Source organism: Polyangiaceae bacterium (assembly GCA_020633235.1).
Taxonomy (GTDB): domain Bacteria; phylum Myxococcota_A; class Polyangia; order Polyangiales; family Polyangiaceae; genus JACKEA01.
Genome location: JACKEA010000012.1, coordinates 1 through 21,508 on the forward strand (window position 1 = coordinate 1; position 21,508 = coordinate 21,508).

At 67.3% G+C, this 21,508-nt stretch carries 17 protein-coding genes; 8 read left to right on the forward strand and 9 right to left on the reverse strand.

The window, feature by feature from the left end; all coding sequences use genetic code 11:
* The first annotated feature begins 187 nt into the window (after positions 1 to 187).
* Positions 188 to 892: a hypothetical protein gene (locus H6717_41560; GenBank protein MCB9583595.1), complete on the forward strand. Its 705-nt coding sequence runs from the start codon at positions 188 to 190 to the stop codon at positions 890 to 892.
* Positions 889 to 1,260 carry a hypothetical protein gene (locus H6717_41565; GenBank protein ID MCB9583596.1) on the forward strand — a complete coding sequence of 124 codons (372 nt, stop codon included), beginning with the start codon at positions 889 to 891 and terminating at the stop codon, positions 1,258 to 1,260. The genes H6717_41560 and H6717_41565 overlap by 4 nt, the downstream gene beginning before the upstream one ends.
* A gap of 1,373 nt (positions 1,261 to 2,633) precedes the next feature.
* Here H6717_41565 and H6717_41570 read toward each other — a convergent pair.
* Positions 2,634 to 3,200: an IS5 family transposase gene (locus H6717_41570; protein MCB9583597.1), complete on the reverse strand. Its 567-nt coding sequence runs from the start codon at positions 3,198 to 3,200 to the stop codon at positions 2,634 to 2,636.
* A 100-nt stretch (positions 3,201 to 3,300) separates the two neighbouring features.
* Here H6717_41570 and H6717_41575 point away from each other — a divergent pair, with 100 nt between their 5' ends.
* Entirely contained in the window at positions 3,301 to 4,320 is a 1,020-nt protein-coding gene (locus H6717_41575) for a hypothetical protein (GenBank protein ID MCB9583598.1), read from the forward strand.
* 1,092 nt (positions 4,321 to 5,412) lie between these two features.
* Here the strand turns inward: H6717_41575 and gdhA are convergent.
* Both gdhA and H6717_41585 read right to left on the reverse strand, forming a co-directional pair.
* Entirely contained in the window at positions 5,413 to 6,765 is a 1,353-nt protein-coding gene (gene gdhA, locus H6717_41580; GenBank protein MCB9583599.1) for an NADP-specific glutamate dehydrogenase, read from the reverse strand.
* Between the two features lie 574 nt (positions 6,766 to 7,339).
* Positions 7,340 to 7,882, reverse strand: a complete 543-nt coding sequence (locus H6717_41585) for a hypothetical protein (protein ID MCB9583600.1) — start codon at positions 7,880 to 7,882, stop codon at positions 7,340 to 7,342.
* 829 nt (positions 7,883 to 8,711) lie between these two features.
* Here H6717_41585 and H6717_41590 point away from each other — a divergent pair.
* The 3 genes from H6717_41590 to H6717_41600 all read left to right on the forward strand — a co-directional run bounded on the left by H6717_41590 (position 8,712) and on the right by H6717_41600 (position 12,376).
* Positions 8,712 to 9,044: a MarR family transcriptional regulator gene (locus tag H6717_41590; protein MCB9583601.1), complete on the forward strand. Its 333-nt coding sequence runs from the start codon at positions 8,712 to 8,714 to the stop codon at positions 9,042 to 9,044.
* Between the two features lie 1,062 nt (positions 9,045 to 10,106).
* Entirely contained in the window at positions 10,107 to 11,030 is a 924-nt protein-coding gene (locus H6717_41595; GenBank protein MCB9583602.1) for an IS21 family transposase, read from the forward strand.
* A gap of 593 nt (positions 11,031 to 11,623) precedes the next feature.
* On the forward strand, positions 11,624 to 12,376 hold the full coding sequence (locus H6717_41600; protein ID MCB9583603.1) for an ATP-binding protein: 753 nt from the start codon (positions 11,624 to 11,626) through the stop codon (positions 12,374 to 12,376).
* A 404-nt stretch (positions 12,377 to 12,780) separates the two neighbouring features.
* On the opposite strand, the gene H6717_41605 is transcribed toward H6717_41600, so the two are convergent.
* Positions 12,781 to 13,206, reverse strand: coding sequence for a hypothetical protein (locus H6717_41605; protein MCB9583604.1), 426 nt, complete (start codon positions 13,204 to 13,206; stop codon positions 12,781 to 12,783).
* A 148-nt stretch (positions 13,207 to 13,354) separates the two neighbouring features.
* Here H6717_41605 and H6717_41610 point away from each other — a divergent pair, with 148 nt between their 5' ends.
* Positions 13,355 to 15,037 carry a serine/threonine protein kinase gene (locus H6717_41610; GenBank protein MCB9583605.1) on the forward strand — a complete coding sequence of 561 codons (1,683 nt, stop codon included), beginning with the start codon at positions 13,355 to 13,357 and terminating at the stop codon, positions 15,035 to 15,037.
* A gap of 1,566 nt (positions 15,038 to 16,603) precedes the next feature.
* Here H6717_41610 and H6717_41615 read toward each other — a convergent pair.
* Both H6717_41615 and H6717_41620 read right to left on the reverse strand, forming a co-directional pair.
* Positions 16,604 to 16,912 carry a hypothetical protein gene (locus H6717_41615; protein ID MCB9583606.1) on the reverse strand — a complete coding sequence of 103 codons (309 nt, stop codon included), beginning with the start codon at positions 16,910 to 16,912 and terminating at the stop codon, positions 16,604 to 16,606.
* 107 nt (positions 16,913 to 17,019) lie between these two features.
* On the reverse strand, positions 17,020 to 17,967 hold the full coding sequence (locus H6717_41620; GenBank protein MCB9583607.1) for a hypothetical protein: 948 nt from the start codon (positions 17,965 to 17,967) through the stop codon (positions 17,020 to 17,022).
* Between the two features lie 729 nt (positions 17,968 to 18,696).
* On the opposite strand from H6717_41620, the gene H6717_41625 reads away from it, so the two are divergent.
* Entirely contained in the window at positions 18,697 to 19,119 is a 423-nt protein-coding gene (locus H6717_41625; protein MCB9583608.1) for a hypothetical protein, read from the forward strand.
* A gap of 64 nt (positions 19,120 to 19,183) precedes the next feature.
* Here the strand turns inward: H6717_41625 and H6717_41630 are convergent, their stop codons facing one another.
* The 3 genes from H6717_41630 to H6717_41640 form a co-directional block, all read right to left on the reverse strand.
* On the reverse strand, positions 19,184 to 19,693 hold the full coding sequence (locus tag H6717_41630; protein ID MCB9583609.1) for a hypothetical protein: 510 nt from the start codon (positions 19,691 to 19,693) through the stop codon (positions 19,184 to 19,186).
* Between the two features lie 73 nt (positions 19,694 to 19,766).
* On the reverse strand, positions 19,767 to 20,588 hold the full coding sequence (locus tag H6717_41635) for a hypothetical protein (GenBank protein MCB9583610.1): 822 nt from the start codon (positions 20,586 to 20,588) through the stop codon (positions 19,767 to 19,769).
* 383 nt (positions 20,589 to 20,971) lie between these two features.
* Positions 20,972 to 21,508, reverse strand: coding sequence for a DUF4411 family protein (locus H6717_41640; GenBank protein ID MCB9583611.1), 537 nt, complete (start codon positions 21,506 to 21,508; stop codon positions 20,972 to 20,974).

Consider the following 21,508-nt stretch of genomic DNA (forward strand, 5'->3'; position numbering starts at 1 on the left):
GAGTGCTGACGGCGAGGGGTGCCGCGGCGTAGAGGGCGAGCCGCGCAATGCCGGACAAGCGCCGCGCAGCGCCGAGCGCGTGGTTCCGCGGCGGACCGACATCATGATCGAGAACGAGGGGCGGGACGCCCGCTGGGTGGCGACGTGTAAGGCGGGAGCTCACACGGCCGTTGTGGAGGCAACGGAAATGAAGACCGCGATCTTGTGTACTTTGTTGACGCTGGCTCCAGCCGTCGTGGGTTGTGGCCACGGCATGGCGATGGGGCAAGGGCAGATGACGGCGAAGGACGCCGACGACGCCAAGGAGCTGAACGCGCCGCTGGCCGTGGGCGGATCGATCCAGCCCGACGTGCAAATGGAGCTGCAGGGCACCGCGGCACCCACGTTGGTGCTGGTGTCCGCGCAGCCGTCGGTCGTTGCGGCGGAGCAGGGGCGCCTCATTGGGCGCGGACCTGGTGTGAGCGCCATCCTGGTGACCACCAAGGCGGGACAAGTGCTCGACTTCTACCACCTGTGGGTGGAGCAGCCGACGCGCGCGACGTTGCATCGGCTGTATCCCGACGGACGTGACATGGGGGAAGTCCGCGAGGGCATCGACTTGATGGTTGGCGAGTCTGCGGTGCTTTCTCCAAGGCTCTACTACCAGGCGCAGGAGCTTTCCGGCGTGGTGGACGGCCAATGGCTCGTGCAGCCACCCCTCGCCAGCGTGCTCCGTGATGGGGTGGGGGAGCGTCGGCGAGTGGTTGCTACCCAGCCCAGGCGTGCGACGCTTTCTGTCGCGGTGGCGGGCGTGTCCTTGAAGGTCCCTTTGCGCGTGGTGAAGGCGCCAACGGCCTCAGTTGCGCCACCGGCCTCGCCGGCTCTGGCGGTCCCAGCGGGAGACGAACAATGAAGTCGAAGCTCGCGCTCTTGTGCGCCCTCGTGGCGTGCAGCGGCTGCACCAGCTACCGCGCCCTCACGGCGCCGCCACCGAGCCGCGTGGCTTCCTTGAACGATTCGGACGACGAGCTCCGCATCTCTAGCGGCGTGGCCATCGGGTTCGAGTGCGTCACGGGTTGGGGCAACCCTTGCTCCGCCGGTGATGCCACCATCGAGAACGAAAAGATCGCCCGCGTGTTCCCCGCGCACCTGAACAAGGTCGATCGCTACGTCGACGGATCCTTCGCGCCCACCAGCTACGTCGTCATCGGCGTGAGCCCCGGCCAAACGACGCTGCGCATCCCCGGCGAAGATCCGATGAAGATCGTGGTCGAGCCATAGTCTAGGTTGGCTGGTTCGGCGCGATACCCGTCGCGTCCCGCACGTCGGAAAACGGCGCGGCGGCCGTCGGTGTCCGGCGTCGGAAAGCGGCGCGTGGCCGTCGGTGTGTGCCGTCGGAAAACGGCGCGGCGGCCGTCGGTGTCCGCGTCGGAAAGCGGAGCGTGGCCGTCGGTGTCCGGCGTCGGAAGGCGGAGCGTGGCCGTCGGTGTCCGGCGTCGGAAGGCGGAGCGTTGCCGATGCGGTTCGGCGTCGGAATGCGGGCGCCGCCCGTCAGGAGCGGCCTGAAGTTTGGGGGGTCAGGTCGCGCGGAAAGCGGTTGATATGCGAACTAATTTCGCGGCGCGGGAAGGGTGTGAAGGACGAAGATTTGGGGGCTGCGGCCCGCGTTTTCGGGCGCTGGGGCCCAATTTCCGGGGGCTGAGTCCCTCGGAAATTGGTTGATATGCGAACCGATTTGGCGACGTGCGAGGGGGCGTGAACGGCGGGGCTACGGAACGCACTTTCGCGTGCGGCGAAGGCGTGCCGTGGCCCCAATCGCCTCGGGTGTTGCTTTCCGAGTTTCGGGTGTTGCTTTCCGAGTTTCGGGTGTTGCTTTCCGAGTTTCGGGTGTTGCTTTCCGAGTTTCGGGTGTTGCTTTCCGAGTTTCGGGTGTTGCTTTCCGAGTTTCGGGTGTTGCTTTCCGAGTTTCGGGTGTTGCTTTCCGAGTTTCGGGTGTTGCTTTCCGAGTTTCGAGCGTTGCGGTCGCGCGGAAATTGGTTGATATGCGAACCGATTTGGCGACGCGCGGGGGGGGCGCGAAGAGCGCGCCGAAGCGCTCAATTTGAGTCGAGGGCAAACGTGCGCCCCGCAGCCCCGCCGCGCGACCCCTCCAAACCGAGCCGGAGTCGCGGGCTCTCGCATCCACGACGTCGTTCGGATCCGAACGGTTGTCACGCCGCGCGCCCCCACGACTCCGGAGTCGCGGGCTCTCGCATCCACGACGTCGTTCGGATCCGAACGGTTGTCACGCCGCGCGCCCCCTCGAGAAGGGTCTCGCGGGAAATGTCTCGCGCGCGCGCTCGTTCGGAACCGAACGGTGCAACGCTCCGCGGATTGGCTCTGGCACTTGCAAGCACGACGGAAAGACTGGGAGTGGAAGTGCACCAATCCCGTCGAGATGTTGACGCGGAGAACATCGGAGGGCCGGCGTGCGAGGAGTCGTGCGAGCTCGGGCGGACGTGGAGCGTGCCCCGTGTCCAGGTCGCTCAATCCGGGGCTGGCCCCATGTCCCAGCAAAAACTCCTCGGGCCTGGCCCCGTGAGCCTGCAAACTGGGTCACGCCCCCCTCGCGGGTGTGTCCCAGCAAATCAGGTGGCCCCATGACCCCGAAAAAGTCACGCGGCCGTCGGCCCCATGAGCCTGCAAATTGGCACTCGGGCGGCGTGGAGCGCGCGAGCTCGGGCGGACGAGCTTGGGCGGACGTGGAGCGTGCGAGCTCGGGCGGACGTGGAGCGTGCGAGCTCGGGCGGACGAGCTTGGGCGGACGTGGAGCGCGCGAGCTCGGGCGGACGTGGAGCGTGCGAGCTAAAAGCCACCGCGAGAACGGCCGAGACCTTCTGATGATTGCCCGCCCCCTTTTTCAGCGCGCCCGCCGCATGTGGATGCGCTTTCACGATGGTGCTGTCCATCAACAGGTCATCGGAAGGCCGCACTTGCAGCACTTCGTGAAGCTGGTGCCAGCGACCCGCCAGCGCCCAGCGCCGAAAGCGCCGATACACACTGCCCCACTTCCCAAACACCTCCGGCAAGTCTCGCCAGGGTGCGCCCGTCCGTAGGATCCACAGCGTTGCTTCGATGAAGCGACGATTATCGTCGCCCTTTGGACCACGTGACGTGAGAGCGGAAACCAACGGCGCACTACGTGCCCACTCGGCATCGGAAAGCGCGACTCGAACCCCCATTCGCGCAGCCTACCAACAACTGAACGCATGTCGAGCTAAATTCTCATCGAGGCACGATTTCAGCACCAATCCCATCCAGAAACTGTCAACAGATTCTAGCATGCGACTTCTTCCGGCAATTGCCTGCGCGGTGAGCGTGGGGTCCGCGGTCCTGACCGGGACGGGTGTGGCGGCCGCGCAGTCCATATCGTCGGCCGAGTTCAAGCCGCCGACCGCGGACGAGCGGGTGCAGCTCGCCGCGGCCGACAAGAGCGTGCTGCCCACGGACGTGCAGCGAGATCCCGCGCGCTACGCCAAGAGCCGCGTGTACTGGGTGGGCGTCACTGCTGGCATTCGCGACGGCGTGCCCGAGGTGGAGCATCACTACTTCGATGGTGCGGTGGAAGGGAATGGCGGCGTCTGGCTCTCCCCTTGGAGTGAGGGGAAGTTCTGTTTGTTGGGGCTACCGCGGAAGCTCGCGGACCGCTTCCACGACGAGGAGCCGCACCTCGTGCGCGCGTACGGCACGCCGGAAATTACGAAGCGCGGCCTGTGCTTGAAGGACGCCTTCGTGGTGGTGGGCGACCGGCCGTGGACGACCACGGTGCTCGAGTACGGCCCGCGGGGCGCCGAGGAGTTCTCAGCGACGGAGCGGCGCGCCGTGCGCACCTATCCGGAGGCGCGACTGCTCACTCCGCTGAGCTATCGTTTGACCGGAGGCGCCTCGGTCGGCAAGACGAACCTGGACGACTCTCCCATTGGCGGCGGTTGGAACGCTTCCCTGGAGCTCGCTTGGCGCTCGTCCCTGCGCACTGAGCTTGCCGTGATGGCGGGCCCCGACTCGTATCCGAAGTTCGGCGCGCCGCGGACGATTCAGAGCGCACTCTTGTTTCGCTACTACGCCGTGGGCATGGGCATCGCCGCGGGTCCGCTCGTCGGCGTCCCCGTCGCGGACGACGAACCGCTGTGGCTTGGCGTGCGCTATCTGCCGACTTTCGGCGACGCCCACGGCACTTGGGGGATCTCGCCGGTCATCGGCGGCGGGGCGGACATTTCCGCCACGACGGACGGTGACGTCCGCTTCAAGCTGAACCTCGTCATCGGGCTCGACGGCAACATCGGCAAACCACGCGCGCGGTGACGTCGGCAACCACGCGCACGGTGACATCGGCAAACCACGCGCGCGGTGACATCGGCAAACCACGCGCGCGGTGACGTCGGCAACCACGCGCGCGGTGACGTCGGCAACCACGCGCACGGTGACATCGGCAAACCACGCGCACGGTGACGTCGGCAAACCACGCGCACGGTGACATCGGCAAACCACGCGCACGGTGACGTCTGCAAACCACGCGCACGGTGACGTCGGCAAACCACGCGCGCGGTGACATCGGTAACCACGCGCGCGGTGACGTCGGCAACCACGCGCGCGGTGACGTCGGCAACCACGCGCGCGGTGACATCGGCAACCACGCGCGCGGTGACATCGGCAACCACGCGCGCGGTGACATCGGCAAACCACGCGCACGGTGACATCGGCAAACCACGCGCACGGTGACGTCGGCAAACCACGCGCACGGTGACGTCGGTAACCACGCGCATGGTGACGTCCGCTTCAAGCTGAACTTGGTCGTTGGCTAAGAGCCGTTCGGAACCGAAACGATTTGTCGTCGAGGTGCGAGCCCTCACGTGTGAGGCAGCGCGGGCGCGAGAACCGTTCGGAACCGAACGCGATTTGTCGAAGCGCGATCCCCGAGGTGGGGTGCGTGACGCATGAGAACCGTTCGGAACCGAACGATTTGTCGACGCGATCGGTGCGCGACGCGAGAGCCGTTCGGAACCGAACGAATTTGTCGAGGCGCGATCCCCGAAAGTCCGGCCCGTGTCGCGCGGGGATCGCGCGACGTGAGAACCGTTCGGAACCGAACGAATTTGTCGAGGCGCGATCCCCCACGTGGAGGCAGCGCGGGGCGCGAGAACCGTTCGGAACCGAACGGGTTGTCGAGCGATCCCCGAGGCGGGGGTGCGCGACGTGCGAGGGTCCGAGGCGCGATCCTCAACGACTCGCGGCGCGGGGCGTGAGAACCGTTCGGAACCGAACGAATTTGTCGAGGAGCGATCCCTCACGTGTGAGGCAGCGCGGGGCGCGAGAACCGTTCGGAACCGAACGGAGGTGTCGAGGCGCGAGCCCCCGCGAGGCGGCGGTGTGCGCGCATCGTGGGGGATGGCAGGGCTAGATTACGCCTTGGTCGAGCATGGCGTCGGCGACCTTGGCGAAGGCGCCGATGTTCGCGCCCACCACGTAGTCTCCGGGGCGGCCGTAGCGCTCCGACGCGGACAGACATAGCGTGTGGATGCTCACCATGATCTTGTGGAGCTCGCGATCCACCGTCTCGGCGTCCCACGATTGTCCGGAGCGGTTCTGCGTCATTTCCAGACCGGAAACGGCGACGCCACCGGCGTTGGACGCCTTGCCCGGCGCGTAGGCCACACCCGCCGCCCGCAGGATGCGGAGCGCCTCACGGGTGGTCGGCATGTTCGCGCCCTCCACCACGAACTTGACGCCGTTCTTCACCAGGTTGCGCGCGTCGTCTTCTTCCAGCTCGTTCTGGATGGCGCAGGGACACGCCACGTCACAGGGCACCTCCCAGGGTCGGCGGCCGGCGTGGAAGTCCACTCCGAACTTCTCGGCGTAGGGCTGCACTTCGTCGCGGCCGCTCAGACGCAAAGCCAACATGTAGTCGAGCTTGTCTCCCGTCACTCCGTCGGGATCGTGGATGAAGCCATCGGGCCCCGAGAGCGTCACCGTCTTGCCGCCGAGATCGGCCACCTTCTTGGCCACGCCCCACGCCACGTTGCCGAAGCCGCTGATGGCGACCGTCTTCCCCTGCAGCGTTTCTCCGCGGGCCTTCAGCATTTCCTCCGCGAAATAGGCGACGCCAAAGCCCGTCGCTTCCGGCCGCAGGCGCGACCCGCCCCACGCCAGCCCTTTGCCCGTGAGCGCCACGTTGAACGCCCGCGTGAGCCGCCGGTACTGCCCAAACAGGTAACCGATCTCCCGCGTGCCCACGCCGATGTCCCCCGCCGGCACATCGGTGTCGGAACCGATGTGATGGAACAGCTCCGTCATGTAGCTCTGGGAGAAGCGCATCACCTCGTGCTCCGAACGCCCGCGCGCAGGGAAGTCCGCGCCACCCTTGCCGCTGCCCAGGGGCAACCCGGTGAGCGCGTTCTTGAACGTCTGCTCGAAGGCCAGCGCCTTGAGCGTGTCCAGATTCACCGACGCATGGAAGCGCGTGCCCCCCTTGTAAGGCCCGAGCGCTCCGTTGAACTGCACGCGCCAACCGCGGTTCACCTGCACCCGCTGGCGGTCGTCCGTCCACGTCACCCGAAATGAGAACACGCGGTCCGGCTCCACGATGCGCTCGAGCAGCCGCTCCGCCTCATAGCGCGGCGAGCTCTCGAGCAGCGGCCCCACGGACGCAAACACGTCCTGCACCGTGTCCACGAACTCACGCTCCCACTGCGCACGACCCACGACCTCGGCGAGCACCCTCGCCGCATACGGATGAAGCTCTTCAGTCATTTGTAATCCTCACAGCGCCGCCCCCCCGGCGGGCATCGGCAGCGTACAACTGGAAGGCGGCACAGTTGTCCCACACTGGCGGCAACGTCAAATCCGAAGCCGCCCCCCACCCATCCGAAATCATCCCCCGCGCTGCGTCATCCCTTTCGCAGTCCCGATTTGGGGCATCCCTCCCCGTTTCTTGCAGGATCATGTCGGTCCAGCGCGGAACCTCGCGTCCGGAAGGGCCCGCCTCACCCCCCGTCGCGCGCCCCCGTCGCGCTGCGTCACCCGCGGCAGTGTCGCGCCCCGAGGGGATCGCGCTGCCGTCGCGTCGCGTCGCGCCGTCGCGTCGCGCCGTCGTGACGCGCCGTCGTGACGCGCCGGACTCGCGTCGTGACGCGCCGTCGTGACGCGCCGGATTCGCGTCGTGACGCGCCGTCGTGACGCGACGGACTCGCGTCGTGACGCGCCGTCGTGACGCGACGGACTCGCGTCGTGACGCGCCGTCGTGACGCGCCGGACTCGCGTCGTGACGCGCCGTCGTGACGCGCCGGGCGTCGCGCCGCACCAACAATAGAAGACTGAAGGAGGCTCAGGGAGCCGGTAGCCCTGCGGTGGGCGAATAGTCGTTGATGAGACCGAGCTCGAGCATCCAGCCAACGCTTTCGCCAGTGGCGCTCTTCGCGAGGTACAGCGGGAAGGCGCCGTCGCCGACGGTGATCTTGATGGCCAGGATCGGAACTCCGTCGAGGGACGTCTGCACCCAGTAGTCCGCAGCGAAGAGAGCGTCCTCGGCCTCGACGAGGTCGTCCCCCGAGATGCTCGTTGCCGTGGTGCGAGAGGTGGCGCACACCGATGCGGCGTCGACGAGCACCTCCGGCAGCGGCTCCCAGGTGGCGACATCTCCCGGGAGCCACTGCTGTCCGAGGAAGACGGTGTCTTCCGCGCGAATGCCGAGCAGCAGAGGCGGCAAAGCACCAGCTCGCAACGCCGGCGGCAGCTCCAGCTCGAAGGGCGGGTGCCCGCCGAACTGATCGAACAGGTACAACCCCGCGTCTCCGGCCCACGGCACCGCGATGGCCTCGACCCGGACCCCCGGTGCCGCGTGCTTCAGCAGCAACTCCACGTTCGCCATGGCGCTCCATACGCCACGGCGAACGGCATCTTCCCAGCGCGCCCTCCAATCGAGCGTTTCCCCGTCTCCGATCCCCTGATGTTGGGGCGGCGCGAGTCCCGTCAAAGCGCGCGGTGCGACGCGAATCCCGTCAGTGCGCGCGGTGCGCCGCGAATCCCGTCAGGGCGCGCGGTGCGACGCGAGTCCCGTCAGAGCGCGCGGTGCGCCGCGAGTCCCGTCAGAGCGCGCGGTGCGCCGCGAGTCCCGTCAATGCGCGCGGTGCGACGCGAGTCCCGTCAGGGCGCGCGGTGCGACGCGAGTCCCGTCAGAGCGCGCGGTGCGACGCGAGTCCCGTCAGGGCGCGCGGTGCGACGCGAGTCCCGTCAGAGCGCGCGACACGCCGCGAGACCCGTCAGGGCGCGCGGTGCGACGCGAGTCCCGTCAGAGCGCGCGACACGCCGCGAGTCCCGTCAGTGCGCGCGGTGCGACGCGAGTTCCGTCAGAGCGCGCGGTGCGACGCGAGTCCCGTCAATGCGCGCGGTGCGCCGCGAATCTCGTCAGAGCGCGCGACACGCCGCGAGTCCCGTCAGTACGCGCGGTGCGACGCGAATCCCGCCGCCCCGACGCGCGACCACGACGCGCCCACCACCACAGCGCCCACCGCGACCCCGACGCGCGACCCCGACGCGCGACCACGCCCGTCGAAGCCCCCGGAGCGCGACGGAAGTACTTGATATGCAAACCGGTTTCCGCGCGCGTGACCCCGAGCGTTGCCCGACGTCCTCCGCTGGGTGAAGCTGCGCGTATGCGAGCAGCAACGAAGCGAGGATTCGACACGTGGCGTACGGCGATGGGATGGCAGCGCAGCATCGACAAGGTGCTGCGTCCCATCGGACTCACGCACACCCGATTCTTGGTACTCGACGCCGCGGCCCAGGCCTTCGAACGGCTCGACGATGCGGTCTCCCAGGCGAAGATCGCCGAGGTTGCGGGTATCGACGAAGCGTCGACGTCGCGCATCGCTCGGCGGCTCGAGCAAGACGGCCTGATAGATCGCGGGCCTGACGGCGTGGATGCACGGTACTGGCGCGTGATCGTGACACGCGAAGGCTATGGCCTTCTGCGCCTCGCTCGACCAGTGGTGGACGCCGCCGCGGCACGCTTCTTCGCTCGAGGCGCGTGAGGTTCAGGGCGACGGCACGCTTCTTCGCTCGAGGCGCGTGAGGTTCAGGGCGGCGTGAGGCGTGACGGCACGCTTCTCCGCCCGAGGCGCGTGAGGTTCAGGGCGACGGCACGCTTCTCCGCCCGCGTCGTGCGAGGTTCAGGGCGGCGTGAGGCGTGACGGCACGCTTCTCCGCCCGAGGCGCGTGAGGTTCAGGGCGACGGCACGCTTCTCCGCCCGCGTCGTGCGAGGTTCAGGGCGGCGTGAGGCGTGGCGGCACGCTTTTCCGCCCGCGTCGTGCGAGGTTCAGGGCGGCGTGAGGCGTGACGGCACGCTTCTCCGCCCGAGGCGCGTGAGGTTCAGGGCGACGGCACGCTTCTCCGCCCGCGGCGTGCGAGGTTCAGGGCGGCGTGAGGCGTGGCGGCACGCTTCTCCGCCCGAGGCGCCCAGTTTTGGGGGTTGAGGTCGCGCGGAAATCGGTTGATATGCGAACTAATTGGGCGGCGCGCGAGGGGGCGTGAAGGCGGACGAGGGGGCGTGAAGGCGGACGAGGGGGCGTGAAGGCCATCGTGACGGCCCGAGTGTGAGAAGCGAGGAGCCCAAGAACCGGGGAACGAAGACAACTACGAATGGGCGTTCAAATAGGGAGCACGATGGGGAAATGTAGTTGTCGTTGGGGGTTGAGGTCGCGCGGAAATCGGTTGATATGCGAACTAATTGGGCGGCGCGCGAGGGGGCGTGAAGGCGGCCGAAGGGCGAAGATTGGGGGCTTCGGCACCCTTTTCGCGTGCGACGACACAGATTTCGGGGGTTGCGGCCCTCGGAAACTGGTTGATATGCGAACTAATTTGGCGGCGCGCGGGGGGACGTGAAGGGGTGGTGAAGGCGACAACTGATGGTTCCGGAAAATCTGCGGCAACCCGTTCCGGAAAATCTGCGGCTCCTGGCCGAAAGGAGCAGGCATGATGATTTGGACATTGATTCTCGCGATCATGGGGTTGCTGATGCCTACCGGAAGCAGGCCGCGCGATCAGGGGGAGATGCTCTCCCAGCTGAAGCGGCACGAAGTCCAGGTCTTGCTACGTGCGGGATTTGCGCCCTCCGACGTGGCGAAGCGGGCGCAGGTTTCGGACGACAGCGTGCGACGCATCCAGAAGGAGGACGCCGTCGAGCACACGGACGACGCGGCGGTGCGCGCGCAGCGCGCGCATCGGGCGTCCATCGAAGGCGGCGTGGTTCACCGATCGCATCAAGGAGTGGCTCGCCGAGGACCCGGACCTGCCCACGCAGGAGTTGCTGCGTCGCGCGAAGGAGTCCGGATACGCGGGTAAGAAGACCGCGTTCTACACGCTCGTCGCTGGTCTCCGAGAGCCACGCGCCGCACCGGTTGTTCGCTTCGAGGGTCTCCCAGGTGAGTTCTCGCAGCACGATTTCGGCCATGTAGATGTCCGTTTCGTGGATGGCCGGAAGAAGCGCGTGCACTTCTTCGCGTCGCGATTGAAGTACTCGCGGTTCGCGCAAGTCACGCTCGTCGAAAACGAGCGCGTAGAAACCATCCTGCGTTGCCTTGCGCGCGACTTCGTCGCCTTTGGCGGACTGCCTCTCATGGCGGTGTTCGATCGCCCGAAGACCATCGTGAAAAAAAGTGGCAAGGGGCGCGAGGTCCAGGAGTTCAACCAGATCTTCGCGCAGGCGATTGTCGACATCGGCGTCGGCGTCGAGATGTGCGCCCCACGCAGCGGAAACCAGAAAGGCTCCGTTGAGCGCCTGGTCGGATGGGTGAAGAGCTCGTTCTTCAAGCACCGCAAGTTCCAGGACGAGGAGGATCTGCGTGCGCAGCTCGCCACCTGGCATATCGAAGTCAACACGCAGACTGCGTCGCGGGCGACAGGCGTGATTCCGGAAATCCGGCGCCAGGAGGAGCTCACACGGCTCCGTCCGGCGAAGGTGTTTCCGGAAACCTCGCACTGCGGATCCCCGTGTTTGTCGGCCCCACTGCGGAAGTGATGTTCGAGGGCGCACCGTACTCGATGCCGCCCAAGGCCGCCCACGTCGCCGGCACCCTATTCCTGTACGAGCATGAGGTGCACATCGTCGCGGGACGATTCGAGGCGCGGCACCGCAGGCGCACGAAGGACGAGCCGCCAGCGCCGCTGCCCGAGCATCGTGCCGAGAAGATCGCTGCGGTGCACGGCACCGCGCCAAGCTCTACGAGAAGCGGCAGCACCTGCTCAACCTCGGGCGACACGCCCTCGAGGTCATCACAGAGATCACGCACCGCGAGCCGAAGCTGGCGAGTCGCCGTGTCGAGGAGCTCTACACTCTGCTCGACACGCACGGCGACGACGTCATGCGCGCCGCGTTTGCTGATGCCGTCGAGCACGGACAACTCTCCATCAGCGGTGTGCGTCGCGCGCTCTCCTCGAGAGCCGCGCAAGATGGTCAGATGAAAATCGCCTTTCCGACTGCGCGAGGAGGTGTCTCGTGACCGCGTCCGTGCTCGACTCCACGACCGACCTCGATTCACTGCTCAAGCGCTTGCACCTCGCCAACGCGCGTCGCGTATGGCGTGACCTCGTGCAACGTGCTGAGAAGGAGCAGTGGTCCCACGGTCAGCTCCTGCAGACACTCTTCGAGGAAGAGGTCGCGCACCGTCGCGGCACGCGCCTCAGGCGCGCCGTCAATGCCGCGGCGTTCCCCTTCCTGCGCACCGTCGAGGAGTTCGATTTCACCTACCAGTCGACGCTACGCTCACGACCATCGGCTCGCTGCTCGCGCCGGACTTCGTGACCGAGGGGCGGTCCGTCATCTTTCTCGGTAGGCCCGGTCGCGGTAAAACGCACCTTGCGATCGCCATCGCATACAGGGCCCTGCAAAACGGATTCGACGCACTGTTCACTACCGCCGTGGAGCTCATTGACGAGCTCTCCCTGGCAAGCCGCGAGGGCCGCATGCGTGAGGCTCTCGCATCGTACGTGCGTCCCCATGTGCTCGTCGTCGACGAGGTCGGCTACCTGAGCTACGGCGCCGACGCTGCCAACGTCCTGTACCACGTGGTCAACGAGCGACACATCAGGCGCCGCGCCATGGTGTTTACCACCAACAAGCATCCGAAGCGCTGGGGCGGTGTGCTCCACGACGACGACCTCGCCGACGCCATCGTCGACCGCATCCTCGAGCGGGGCCGCCTCCTACGCCTCGATGGTCCCTCGGTGCGCACCAAGCACATTCCCGCCGACGAGCTCGCCGGCGACGAACACGACCCGGGAAGCCGCAGAATTTCCGGAATCGGCGCCGCAGAATTTCCGGAACGCACAACAACTCGCGTGAGAGACGGGCGCGAAGGGATGTGAAGGCGGGCGAAGGGATGTGAAGGCGGGCGAAGGGGTGCGCATTTCGCCCATCGTGATCATCTGGTTCACGCCATCTTGACGGCCCGAGTGTGAGAAGCGAGGAGCCCAAGAACCGGGGAACGAAGACAACTACGAATGGGCGTTCAAATAAGGAGCACGATGGGGAAATGTAGTTGTCGTTGGGGGTTGAGGTCGCGCGGCCTCGACGGGTGGCAGCTTCACCTGAATCAGTGTTCAGTGGTGATCGCGATGGGCGAAACGCCCGATCACGATGGCGCGTCGCGGGTGATCACGATGGCGCGTCGCGGGTGATCACGATGGCGCGTCGCGGGTGATCACGATGGCGCGGAACGGGTGATCACGATGGCGCGGAACGGGTGATCACGATGGCGCGGAACGGGTGATCACGATGCCGCGTAATGGGTGATCACGATGCCGCGCAGCACGCATTCCGACGGAAGAGGAGCCGCACGCGCCGCCGCTGCAGGTCGCGCTCCGTTGCAGGTGCCCGCGGAGCTCGAGCAGGTGCCGGAACCGGTGTCGCAGCCGACGTTGCCGCTGCGGCTGAGGCCGCTGCCGCCGAAGCAGATGGAGTTGTTCGACATCGAGCCCGTGTAGCCGGCGCCGGAGGGAGAGCACGTGAAGCTGATGCTGCAGCCGTTTTGGGCAACGTTGCAGGCAGTGTCGTCGCAATTGCCGGAGAGCGACCACGTGCCCTGGTCATTCAAGCAGCTACCGTTGTCGTTGTTGCCGCTGTCGCTCCCCGAGCTGCAGCCCGCCCCGACGCAGAGCCAACCGGCGACCAAGAGCAATCCCGTGATTCGCATCATGTCCGCCTCCTTCTTCGGCAGACCATGGCAATTGGAGTGCCAGCGTCGGGCGCCTGCGATTTCCGGGAAACGCGCGCTCAGAACCCTGCGTTGAACCGTTCAGGGCGAGGGACTGAACCCTTCTCGAACGGTGTCGTATCATTGATTGGTGACGGACCGCGGCGCGACGACGGTGCACGACGACTCGAGTGAGGCGCTCACTCACGCCGTCGGAGGCGCGAAGCGTGCCGCGACCACTGGGCCGACGCCGCGCACGGGCACCACGACGCTGCCGTTGCCGGCGCCGGAGATGGTGCTGCGCAGCGCGGAGGTGGAGCAGACGCGGCGCACCGCCATTGCCGGGCTCGTGTTCAATGCCATCGGGCTCGTGGCGGTGCCGTTCCTGCCTGGTGAGCACCTGGCGCTCGTCATCTTTGGGGCGTCCCTGGCGCTGGCCGTGGTGAACAACGCCTACTTGCTGTACATCGCGAGCGAGCCGCAGCGGTACCACGAGCGGCACATGATCGCGTACCTCGGTATGTCCGCGATTCTGAATGCGGGCGTCATCTACTACCTGGGCGTGTTCGGGCCGGTGTTGGTGATGCTGGTCCTGAACTTGTATTCGGCGTGCCTCGGGTACGGGCCGCGGGTCGCGCGGATGAGCCTGGCAGGGGCCATGGCTCCCGTGGTGGTGCTGGGCGGATTGATGACCCTCGGGCTGATGGCCGATCCAGGGCTGGCCACGCTGTCGGCCGATGTCGGACGCAGCGGGCGCGCCGTGGTGGTGGTGACGTTCGCGCTGTTCCTGGTGTTGGTGTACCGGCAAGCGCGGCGAGCGCGAGAGCTGAACATGGACTCGCTGCGCGAGCGTGACGAAGCGGTGCGCCGGGCGTCCCATCGCGAAGCGCTGTTCATCGAGGCGCGTCAGGATCTGGAGCGCGCGCTGAATGCCGGGGGGCTCGGACGTTTCACGGATCAGACGTTGGGATCGTATCGCCTGGGCGGGGTGCTCGGCCGCGGCGGCATGGGGGAAGTGTACGAGGCGACGCACGCGGACTCGGGGGAGCCCGCGGCAGTGAAGATGCTTCTGCCCGAGGCGCTCGGGCGTCCCAACGCGGTGCGGCGATTCCTGCGGGAAGTGCGCATTGCCGCGTCTTTGGACTCGCCCCACGTGGTGCGCGTGTTCGAGGTGGGAGACGAGTCCGCGGCGCTGCCCTACCTCGCGATGGAGCGTTTGCGCGGGGAGGATCTGGCGGAGCTTCTGCGACGGGAAACGCGCCTCGGCAAGAGCGCCGCGCTGGACATGATCCGCCAAGTGGGGCGCGGGCTGGAAGCGGCGGCGGCCGCGGGCATCGTGCATCGCGACCTCAAGCCGCACAACGTGTTCCTGACGGAGGAACGGGTCTGGAAGATCCTCGACTTTGGCGTCTCCAAGCTGACGGATCAGGGGGGCTCCCTCACGTTGGGGGAAGTGATTGGCACGCCGCAGTACATGGCGCCGGAACAAGTGCATGGCGGCAAGGTGGACGCGCGTACGGATCTCTACGCCCTGGGCGCCATCGCCTACCGCGTGCTCACGGGCAATCCGCCCTATCGCGGTCGCGATATCACGGAGATCCTCACCGCGGTGGTGGCGGAAATGCCACTGCGACCGAGCTCCCTCGTGCGGCTGCACCGCGACGTCGATCTTGCGCTGGCCCTCGCCGTCGCCAAGAACCCCGACGATCGCTTCGCAAGCGGCAGTGCGCTGGCGGACGCGCTGGAAGCGGCCCTTGCCGGCAAGCTCCCGCGGGATCTCCGCGAGCGCGCCCGCGCGCTGCTCGCCAAGCATCCGTGGCGCGCCCCCACCTGACGCCATCCCGTCCCTGGCGCCGCCGTCGCGCCCCGCCACCTGGCGCCATCTCGTCCCTGGCGCCGCCGTCGCGTCCCCACCTGACGCCATCCCGTCCCTGGCGCCGCCGTCGCGCCCCCACCTGACGCCATCCCGTCCCTGGCGCCGCCGTCGCGCCCCCACCTGACGCCATCCCGTCCCTGCGCGCCTGCAGCCATGCGTCCCCGCGTTGAAGCGCTTCGGAGCGCGCGCCTTCACGCGCGTTGAAGCGTTTCCGCGCGTGCGGTTTCACGCCCCTTCGCGCGCGCGTCGAAGCGTTTCGGCGCACGCGGCTTCACGCCCCTTCGCGCGCGCGGCATCACGCCCCTTGGCGCGCGCGTTGAAGCGTTTCGGAGCGCGCGCCTACACGCCCCCTCACGCGCCGCCAAATTAGTTCGCATATCAACCAATTTCCGGGGGCCACGCCCCCCGAACCCTGGGCCACAGCGACCGAAAAGGCGTGCCGCAGCCCCAATCTCCCCCTCGCGCGCCGCCAAATTAGTTCGCATATCAACCGATTTCCGCGCGACCTCACCCCCGAAACTCGGCTCGGCGCGCGCGCGCCCGCGTTTCAGCGCCGCACGCGCCTTGGCGCGCGCGTTGAAGCGTTTCGAAGCGCGCGGCATCACGCCCCTCAGGCGCCGCCAAATTAGTTCGCATATCAACCAATTCCCGAGGGCCACACCCCCGAACCCTGGGCCACAACGACCGAAAAGGCGTGCCGCAGCCCCCCTTCCCCGGGCGCCGCCAAAATACTTTGCATATCAACCGATTTCCGCGCGACCTCACCCCCGAAACTCGGCCGCCGCGCGCGGCTTCACGCCCCTGGCGCGCGCGTTGAAGCGTTTCGAAGCGCGCGGCTTCACGCCCCTGGCGCCCCCGCGTTTCAAGCGCGCCCGCAGCCATTGCGTCCCCGCGTTGAAGCGTTTCGGAGAGCGCGGCTTCACGCCCCTCGCGCGCGTGGTTTCACGCCCCTTGGCGCGCGCGTCGAAGCGTTTCGGAGAGCGCGGCTTCACGCCCCCTCGCGCGCCGCCAAACTAGTTCGCATATCAACCAGTTTTCGGGGCCACACCCCCCGAACCCTGGGCCACAGCGACCGAAAAGGCGTGCCGCAGCCCCCAATCTTCCCCCTCGGGCGCCGCCAAAATACTTTGCATATCAACCGATTTCCGCGCGACCTCACCCCCCGGAAAGCTCGGCGGCCGCATGGGAAGCGTCGCCTCTCGGACGCTGCCCAATTGCTTTGCATATCAACCGATTTCCGCGGGACCTCACCCCCCGAAAACTCGGCCGCCGCGCGCGAAAACCCGCAGGCGACGAGGCGGGACGGGGATCGCGCCGCACCAACAAAAACCTCATCCATGAAGGTCATCCTGTCGGTCCGCCGCGGAACCACGTTCCAAGTCAGTCGTGAAACGCCTGAAGCACGGACTCCACTCGCGGTGCTGGCATCCGGATGGCGGCGGCTTCGTCCGAGCGGTGGCGCTTCAACGACCACGCACAGCGGCACACGGCTTGTTCGGCGTCCTCGGAGGCAATGTGCCCGCCTCAGTCGAACAGCTTGGTCGCGCGCTCTACGGTGACCGCACGCTCGTGCCACAGCTCCAGCGTTGGCAGGTCCGTACACTTGCGAATGCGCCGCTCCACTGCGCGCGACACGCGCAAGCCGCGAGCGTCGAGAACACGAAGTATGGCGTTCGCCGTGGCGACCAGCGTCGCTTCCTCGCGGCCTTCCTCGCGGCCCACTTCGCGGCCTTCCTCGCGGCCTTCCTCGCGGCCTTCCTCGCGCCCCTGCTGGCGCCCCGTCTCCAGGTACTTTCTGAGGAACTCGCTTCTCGGTTCGTAGTGCTGGACCATGATCTTCTCCACCTCGCGGCGCGCTCGCCCCGAAAGGGCATTGAGGATGAGGTCGACGCAAAGTCTAGCGTCGTCCTCGGAAAAGAAACGCAGCGAGCCCGCCGCGTTCAGTCGAACAGCTTCGTCGCGCGCTCTACGGTGACCGCGCGCTCGTGCCACAGCTCCAGCGTTGGCAGGTCCGTACACTTGCGAATGCGCCGCTCCACTGCGCGCGACACGCGCAAGCCGCGAGCGTCGAGAACACGAAGTATGGCGTTCGCCGTGGCGACCAGCGTCGCTTCCTCGCGGCCTTCCTCGCGGCCCACTTCGCGGCCTTCCTCGCGGCCCACTTCGCGGCCTTCCTCGCGGCCTTCCTCGCGCCCCTGCTGGCGCCCCGTCTCCAGGTACTTTCTGAGGAACTCGCTTCTCGGTTCGTAGTGCTGGACCATGATCTTCTCCACCTCGCGGCGCGCTCGCCCCGAAAGGGCATTGAGGATGAGGTCAACGCAAAGTCTAGCGTCGTCCTCGGGTAGTGTCACGGCGCCCGCCACGGCCGCAGTGCCCACGGCTCGAGCTTCGCGCCCCCGGCCGTGGATGACGGCGCTGAGCACAGCGAGCTCGGGATTGGCGATGGCGTCGCGCTCGGCCGTGACGAGCGGAACGTTCTCCGGCCCCAGCACCAACGGGCGCAGCACGAAGCCGGGGTGCCCGGTGTCTATCGGCCGCGCCGCCCAGCGAGCCACGGCCCGCGTGGTCGCCAGCACCAAGAGCACCACGGGATCCCCCGTGGTCGACCAGCGTGCCGCCACATAGCGCGGCCAGCTGCGGACCTTCTTCGCGTCCTTCCGCCGTTGGATCTCCACGATGACCGAACGGCGGTAGCTCGCGGCCTCCACCACGAGCACGAGATCGGCGCGGTACTCCGGCGGCTTCAAATCCGAGAACGCCGCGTCGTCCTTGCGCACCGAGGCATCCGGCGGAATCGTCAGGCCGTACACGAGCTGGAGTAGCTCGGGGGCGAGGAACAGCCGCTCTTCGAAGAGCTGAATGAGTCCCTCGTGCTCGCCGGTGGGCATGCCCTGGACACTGCACGCCCCATGCCGGCGCGAATCGCCGAGGAAACCCGCCCGCGGAGGTGGCGATCGTCAGGTTCGCCGGTGGCGGCCGCCACCCTGCGACAACCTCTGACGCGGTTCATTCATGTCGGTCCGCCGCGGAACCACGCGCAGGCGCCGCACCCTCCTCCGCGCTACACTTCACGTGAACGAAGATGCAGAGGACGGGCGCGGTGATCGTGATCGCAGCAACGCTGACGGCGTGCGGCAGCAACGAACCCACCCGTCCGCCCTGGTACGCCGGCGGAACCGGCGGAACTGCTACTTCCATCGGAGCCGAAGTCGTCCCGCCGGACGACGGCGCCACCGCCCACCCACCACCCGATCCCGGTGGACCGCCTGGGGGTCGGCCATCGTCGCTCACCCTCGCGCTGCAACGGTTGTACCTCGGAGATACGGATCGCCAGCTGAACGCGGATTCCGGCGCATGGCAGAGCTTCGGCTACGATCTCGATGGCCACTACAGCAGCAAGCGATCCACGTCGCACTGCGCGCCGCGGAAGGGTGCGAATCCCGCGTTGGTCAAATCCGACGGCTACGGGGGCATCGACAACTCTTGGGGCGCGAACCTGATACCGATACTCAGGACCCTCTCGAGCGGTCTCAGCGAGGACGCCACCAACGACATCCTTGCGGGCGGCCCCACGCTGGTGTTCCGCGAGAGGTTTCCTGGAGCGCCCCAAGGTCGGCTTGCCGTCCTACGTCGTCGCCGGCACCTGGGTGGCCCACGCCACGGCTCCCATCACGCTCACGTTCCAACTTGGCGAGTTCCCGCTGGAGTTTCGGATCCACAACGCGATCATCTCTGCCAAGGTCTCTGGCCCAGCTGCCAAAGGCGGGATCATCGCCGGCGTGTTGGACCCGGAAGAAGTGCTGCCGGTGTTCGCGAAGGTAGCGGGCGCCATCTACGCCCCTCTTTGCGACCCGGTCGACTTCGAGAGCATCGCGGTGCAAGTCCGCGCCACGAGCGACATCATGCTCGACGGCAGCAACGGCGATCCGACGCAAATCTGCAACGGCATTAGCCTCGGCATCGGCTTTGACGCCGCCGCTGTCCAGCTCGGTCCGCTCGTCCCCCCAGCGCCGGACCTTCCAGATCCCTGCGCTGGCTGATCGCCCATCCCCGCTATTTCCAAGATCATGTCGGTCCGCCGCGGAACCGCCCGGTTCGTTCCACTCAGCTCCCGCACCCCTCGGCTGGGCAGCAAATGCCCTTCCCCTCGGGAAACCCATTGAAGTCCGTGCATCCGAAGAACAGGGACGGAGTGCACACGAGTCCGGCGGGGCACTGCATGCCCGCTCCGCACGCCGGATGGCACCTGTCGTCGCCGGCACCTCCACTGTTCAGCGTGCACGGGCCTGCGTCGGGCGTCGGACCGCAGGCGACCTGGGTGAAACACACCTCGTCGGGCCCGCACGTTTCCAAGCACGAGGCCGCGCCGCCATCGTGCACGGCGCACGCCACCGCACCGCTGCCATCCGGCGCGCCAACCTCTGCGTCCGCAGCGCCATCGGCCGAAGCATCGGCCTGTGTGGCACCCGCGGCCCCGCCCGTGCCATCCGTCGGCGGGGAAGACGCACACGCGAGCTGCAGCGCAGCCGCAATGCCCACCAGGTTCCGGCAGCGCCCTGGTGCACGTGCCAGCAAAGCCACGACCACGGTCCCAACCCCAGTGCCACGCGTCATGGCGCAAGATACCACCCGCCAGCCCGCGCCGAAGCTTTCTACAGATCATGTCGGTCCGCCGCGGAACCACGGGTCACGGCTCGAAGCGCGCCGCGCCATCGGGCAAGTGAGCGAGCACAGCGAATCGCACGTCGCTCTCGTCACTCGGCAGCACTGCCACGGCGAGCTGTCCGTCGGGTACGCCGTGCTTCCGAAGCCAGAAGTACACTGCACTGGCGCGCTGGCGTGCGAGGGCATCGGACTTCGAAGTGTAGCGACCGATCACGGCCATCTTGCTGTGCTTGTTTTTCTGCATGAACGCCAGCGCCCCCTGAAGCGCCGGCGCTTGGCTCTTCACGATGCGTACCCCGCCGGGTGAGAACTTCACGGGTTCCAAGACGACCATTCCCAGACAGCCGGTGTCGAAATCTTCCCATGTTCCGTGCACGCATCGTCGCCCGGAGCACTCGTCGCCGGGTACGCCAACGTGGCCGCCGTTCGAGAAGCGTATGCCGGCGTACTCGCAGTGCTCGGAAGACGCCACGGGCGCCGCTAGCTGGCACAGCCGGGCGTGGTCGAGAACGTACTCGAAGGGTGCCGCAGCGTTTCCGCGTTGGATCGTGCCCGACACCAGCACCTCGCCGGCATGGGTCGGGAAGGGACAGCAGAGCAACGATTCGTCTCCGGTGCACGCGAACGCGTCCGGCATGCGCGCGTCCCAGAGCGCCAAGCTGGCTGCCACGCCTTGAGAGGCCTTGCCGGCGACGACCAACTGGCGTGGATACTTGGCGCACCAGCGCGCCTCGGCGGAGTCCACGAGCTTCACGCTTCCGGCGGAAGCCACGAGCTCGCCGTGAACGGTGACATGCTTTCCCACCCACTCCGCGAGACGCGCGACAATCGCTCCTGCGTCCATGTTGGGAACTTCCGGAGGGCACGCAGGTAGCGGCCGCGCTTGGAATGGGCAGCCGACGTCGATCTGGCAAACCGCCGCGGTTGACGCCGAGCGCTTTGGAGCCTCCTCCGCGCCGAACCAGCTTGACGTGTCCGGCGCCGCGTTCAGCGGTATGGGTGAGCTGGCCACGGTCGCGGCGGGTGCAGTGGCGGTTGGCGGTATCCGCGTGTGACGTTCCGGCGCGCACGACGCTAGAAGGACGATTCCGAGCGCGGAGAGCGTGTGGCGCGTCAGGGATCGGCCGAGGTACATTCGCGAAAGCGTGCTGTGCTTGGAGCGCGCTGGCAACCGCACGCCGCATCGATGGAGGGCCCGCCGCGGAACCACGCGCTGCGGGCCGCGAGCTACCCCAGACCCTGATCCCGCACTAACCCCAGGAGCGGCACGCAATACAGCCGTAGCAACCCGCATGCCGTCGCCATCGACATCTTCGCCGGGCGATCGCGACGTTCTTCGCTCACTACCGTGACTTCGTGGCCGCCATCCTTGAGATGCAGGGCGAGCCCGAGGACGTACGGATCTGCCTCGTCAGCGCCGCTGGTCTTGTCGACGTCCAAGACGTCGGACACCTTCTCGAGCACTTTCCGAACCGCTTCGAAGTCCGTCCCGTGCCGCGTTGCGATGGTGCGCGCGTTGGTAGCCCAGGCGAGGGGTTCGTCCGCGGTTTCTTGCGGAAATGTACCGCTCCCTCGTTTCAGTTCGTCGTACACTTGCTGCGGGAACACGAGCCCACCGCCTTCGACGAGCGTGCTCAGGCCCGAATACAGACGCTGCCGTTCATGCGGCTTCAGGGACTGACGCCGCACCTGGAGGATCGACGACGTGTCGATGACCCACACCGCGGCCGGCGTCGCAACCTCCTCTCGTTTGGAAGGAGGCAT

Excerpts from the sequence above, each read along its gene's own strand:
- H6717_41560 (MCB9583595.1), top strand. The coding sequence starts at position 188 with ATGAAGACCGCGATCTTGTGTACTTTGTTGACGCTGGCTCCAGCCGTC.
- H6717_41565 (MCB9583596.1), top strand. The coding sequence starts at position 889 with ATGAAGTCGAAGCTCGCGCTCTTGTGCGCCCTCGTGGCGTGCAGCGGC.
- H6717_41570 (MCB9583597.1), bottom strand. The coding sequence starts at position 3,200 with ATGGGGGTTCGAGTCGCGCTTTCCGATGCCGAGTGGGCACGTAGTGCG.
- H6717_41575 (MCB9583598.1), top strand. The coding sequence starts at position 3,301 with ATGCGACTTCTTCCGGCAATTGCCTGCGCGGTGAGCGTGGGGTCCGCG.
- gdhA (MCB9583599.1), bottom strand. The coding sequence starts at position 6,765 with ATGACTGAAGAGCTTCATCCGTATGCGGCGAGGGTGCTCGCCGAGGTC.
- H6717_41585 (MCB9583600.1), bottom strand. The coding sequence starts at position 7,882 with ATGGCGAACGTGGAGTTGCTGCTGAAGCACGCGGCACCGGGGGTCCGG.
- H6717_41590 (MCB9583601.1), top strand. The coding sequence starts at position 8,712 with ATGGGATGGCAGCGCAGCATCGACAAGGTGCTGCGTCCCATCGGACTC.
- H6717_41605 (MCB9583604.1), bottom strand. The coding sequence starts at position 13,206 with ATGATGCGAATCACGGGATTGCTCTTGGTCGCCGGTTGGCTCTGCGTC.
- H6717_41615 (MCB9583606.1), bottom strand. The coding sequence starts at position 16,912 with ATGGTCCAGCACTACGAACCGAGAAGCGAGTTCCTCAGAAAGTACCTG.
- H6717_41620 (MCB9583607.1), bottom strand. The coding sequence starts at position 17,967 with ATGCCCACCGGCGAGCACGAGGGACTCATTCAGCTCTTCGAAGAGCGG.
- H6717_41630 (MCB9583609.1), bottom strand. The coding sequence starts at position 19,693 with ATGACGCGTGGCACTGGGGTTGGGACCGTGGTCGTGGCTTTGCTGGCA.
- H6717_41635 (MCB9583610.1), bottom strand. The coding sequence starts at position 20,588 with ATGGACGCAGGAGCGATTGTCGCGCGTCTCGCGGAGTGGGTGGGAAAG.
- H6717_41640 (MCB9583611.1), bottom strand. The coding sequence starts at position 21,508 with ATGCCTCCTTCCAAACGAGAGGAGGTTGCGACGCCGGCCGCGGTGTGG.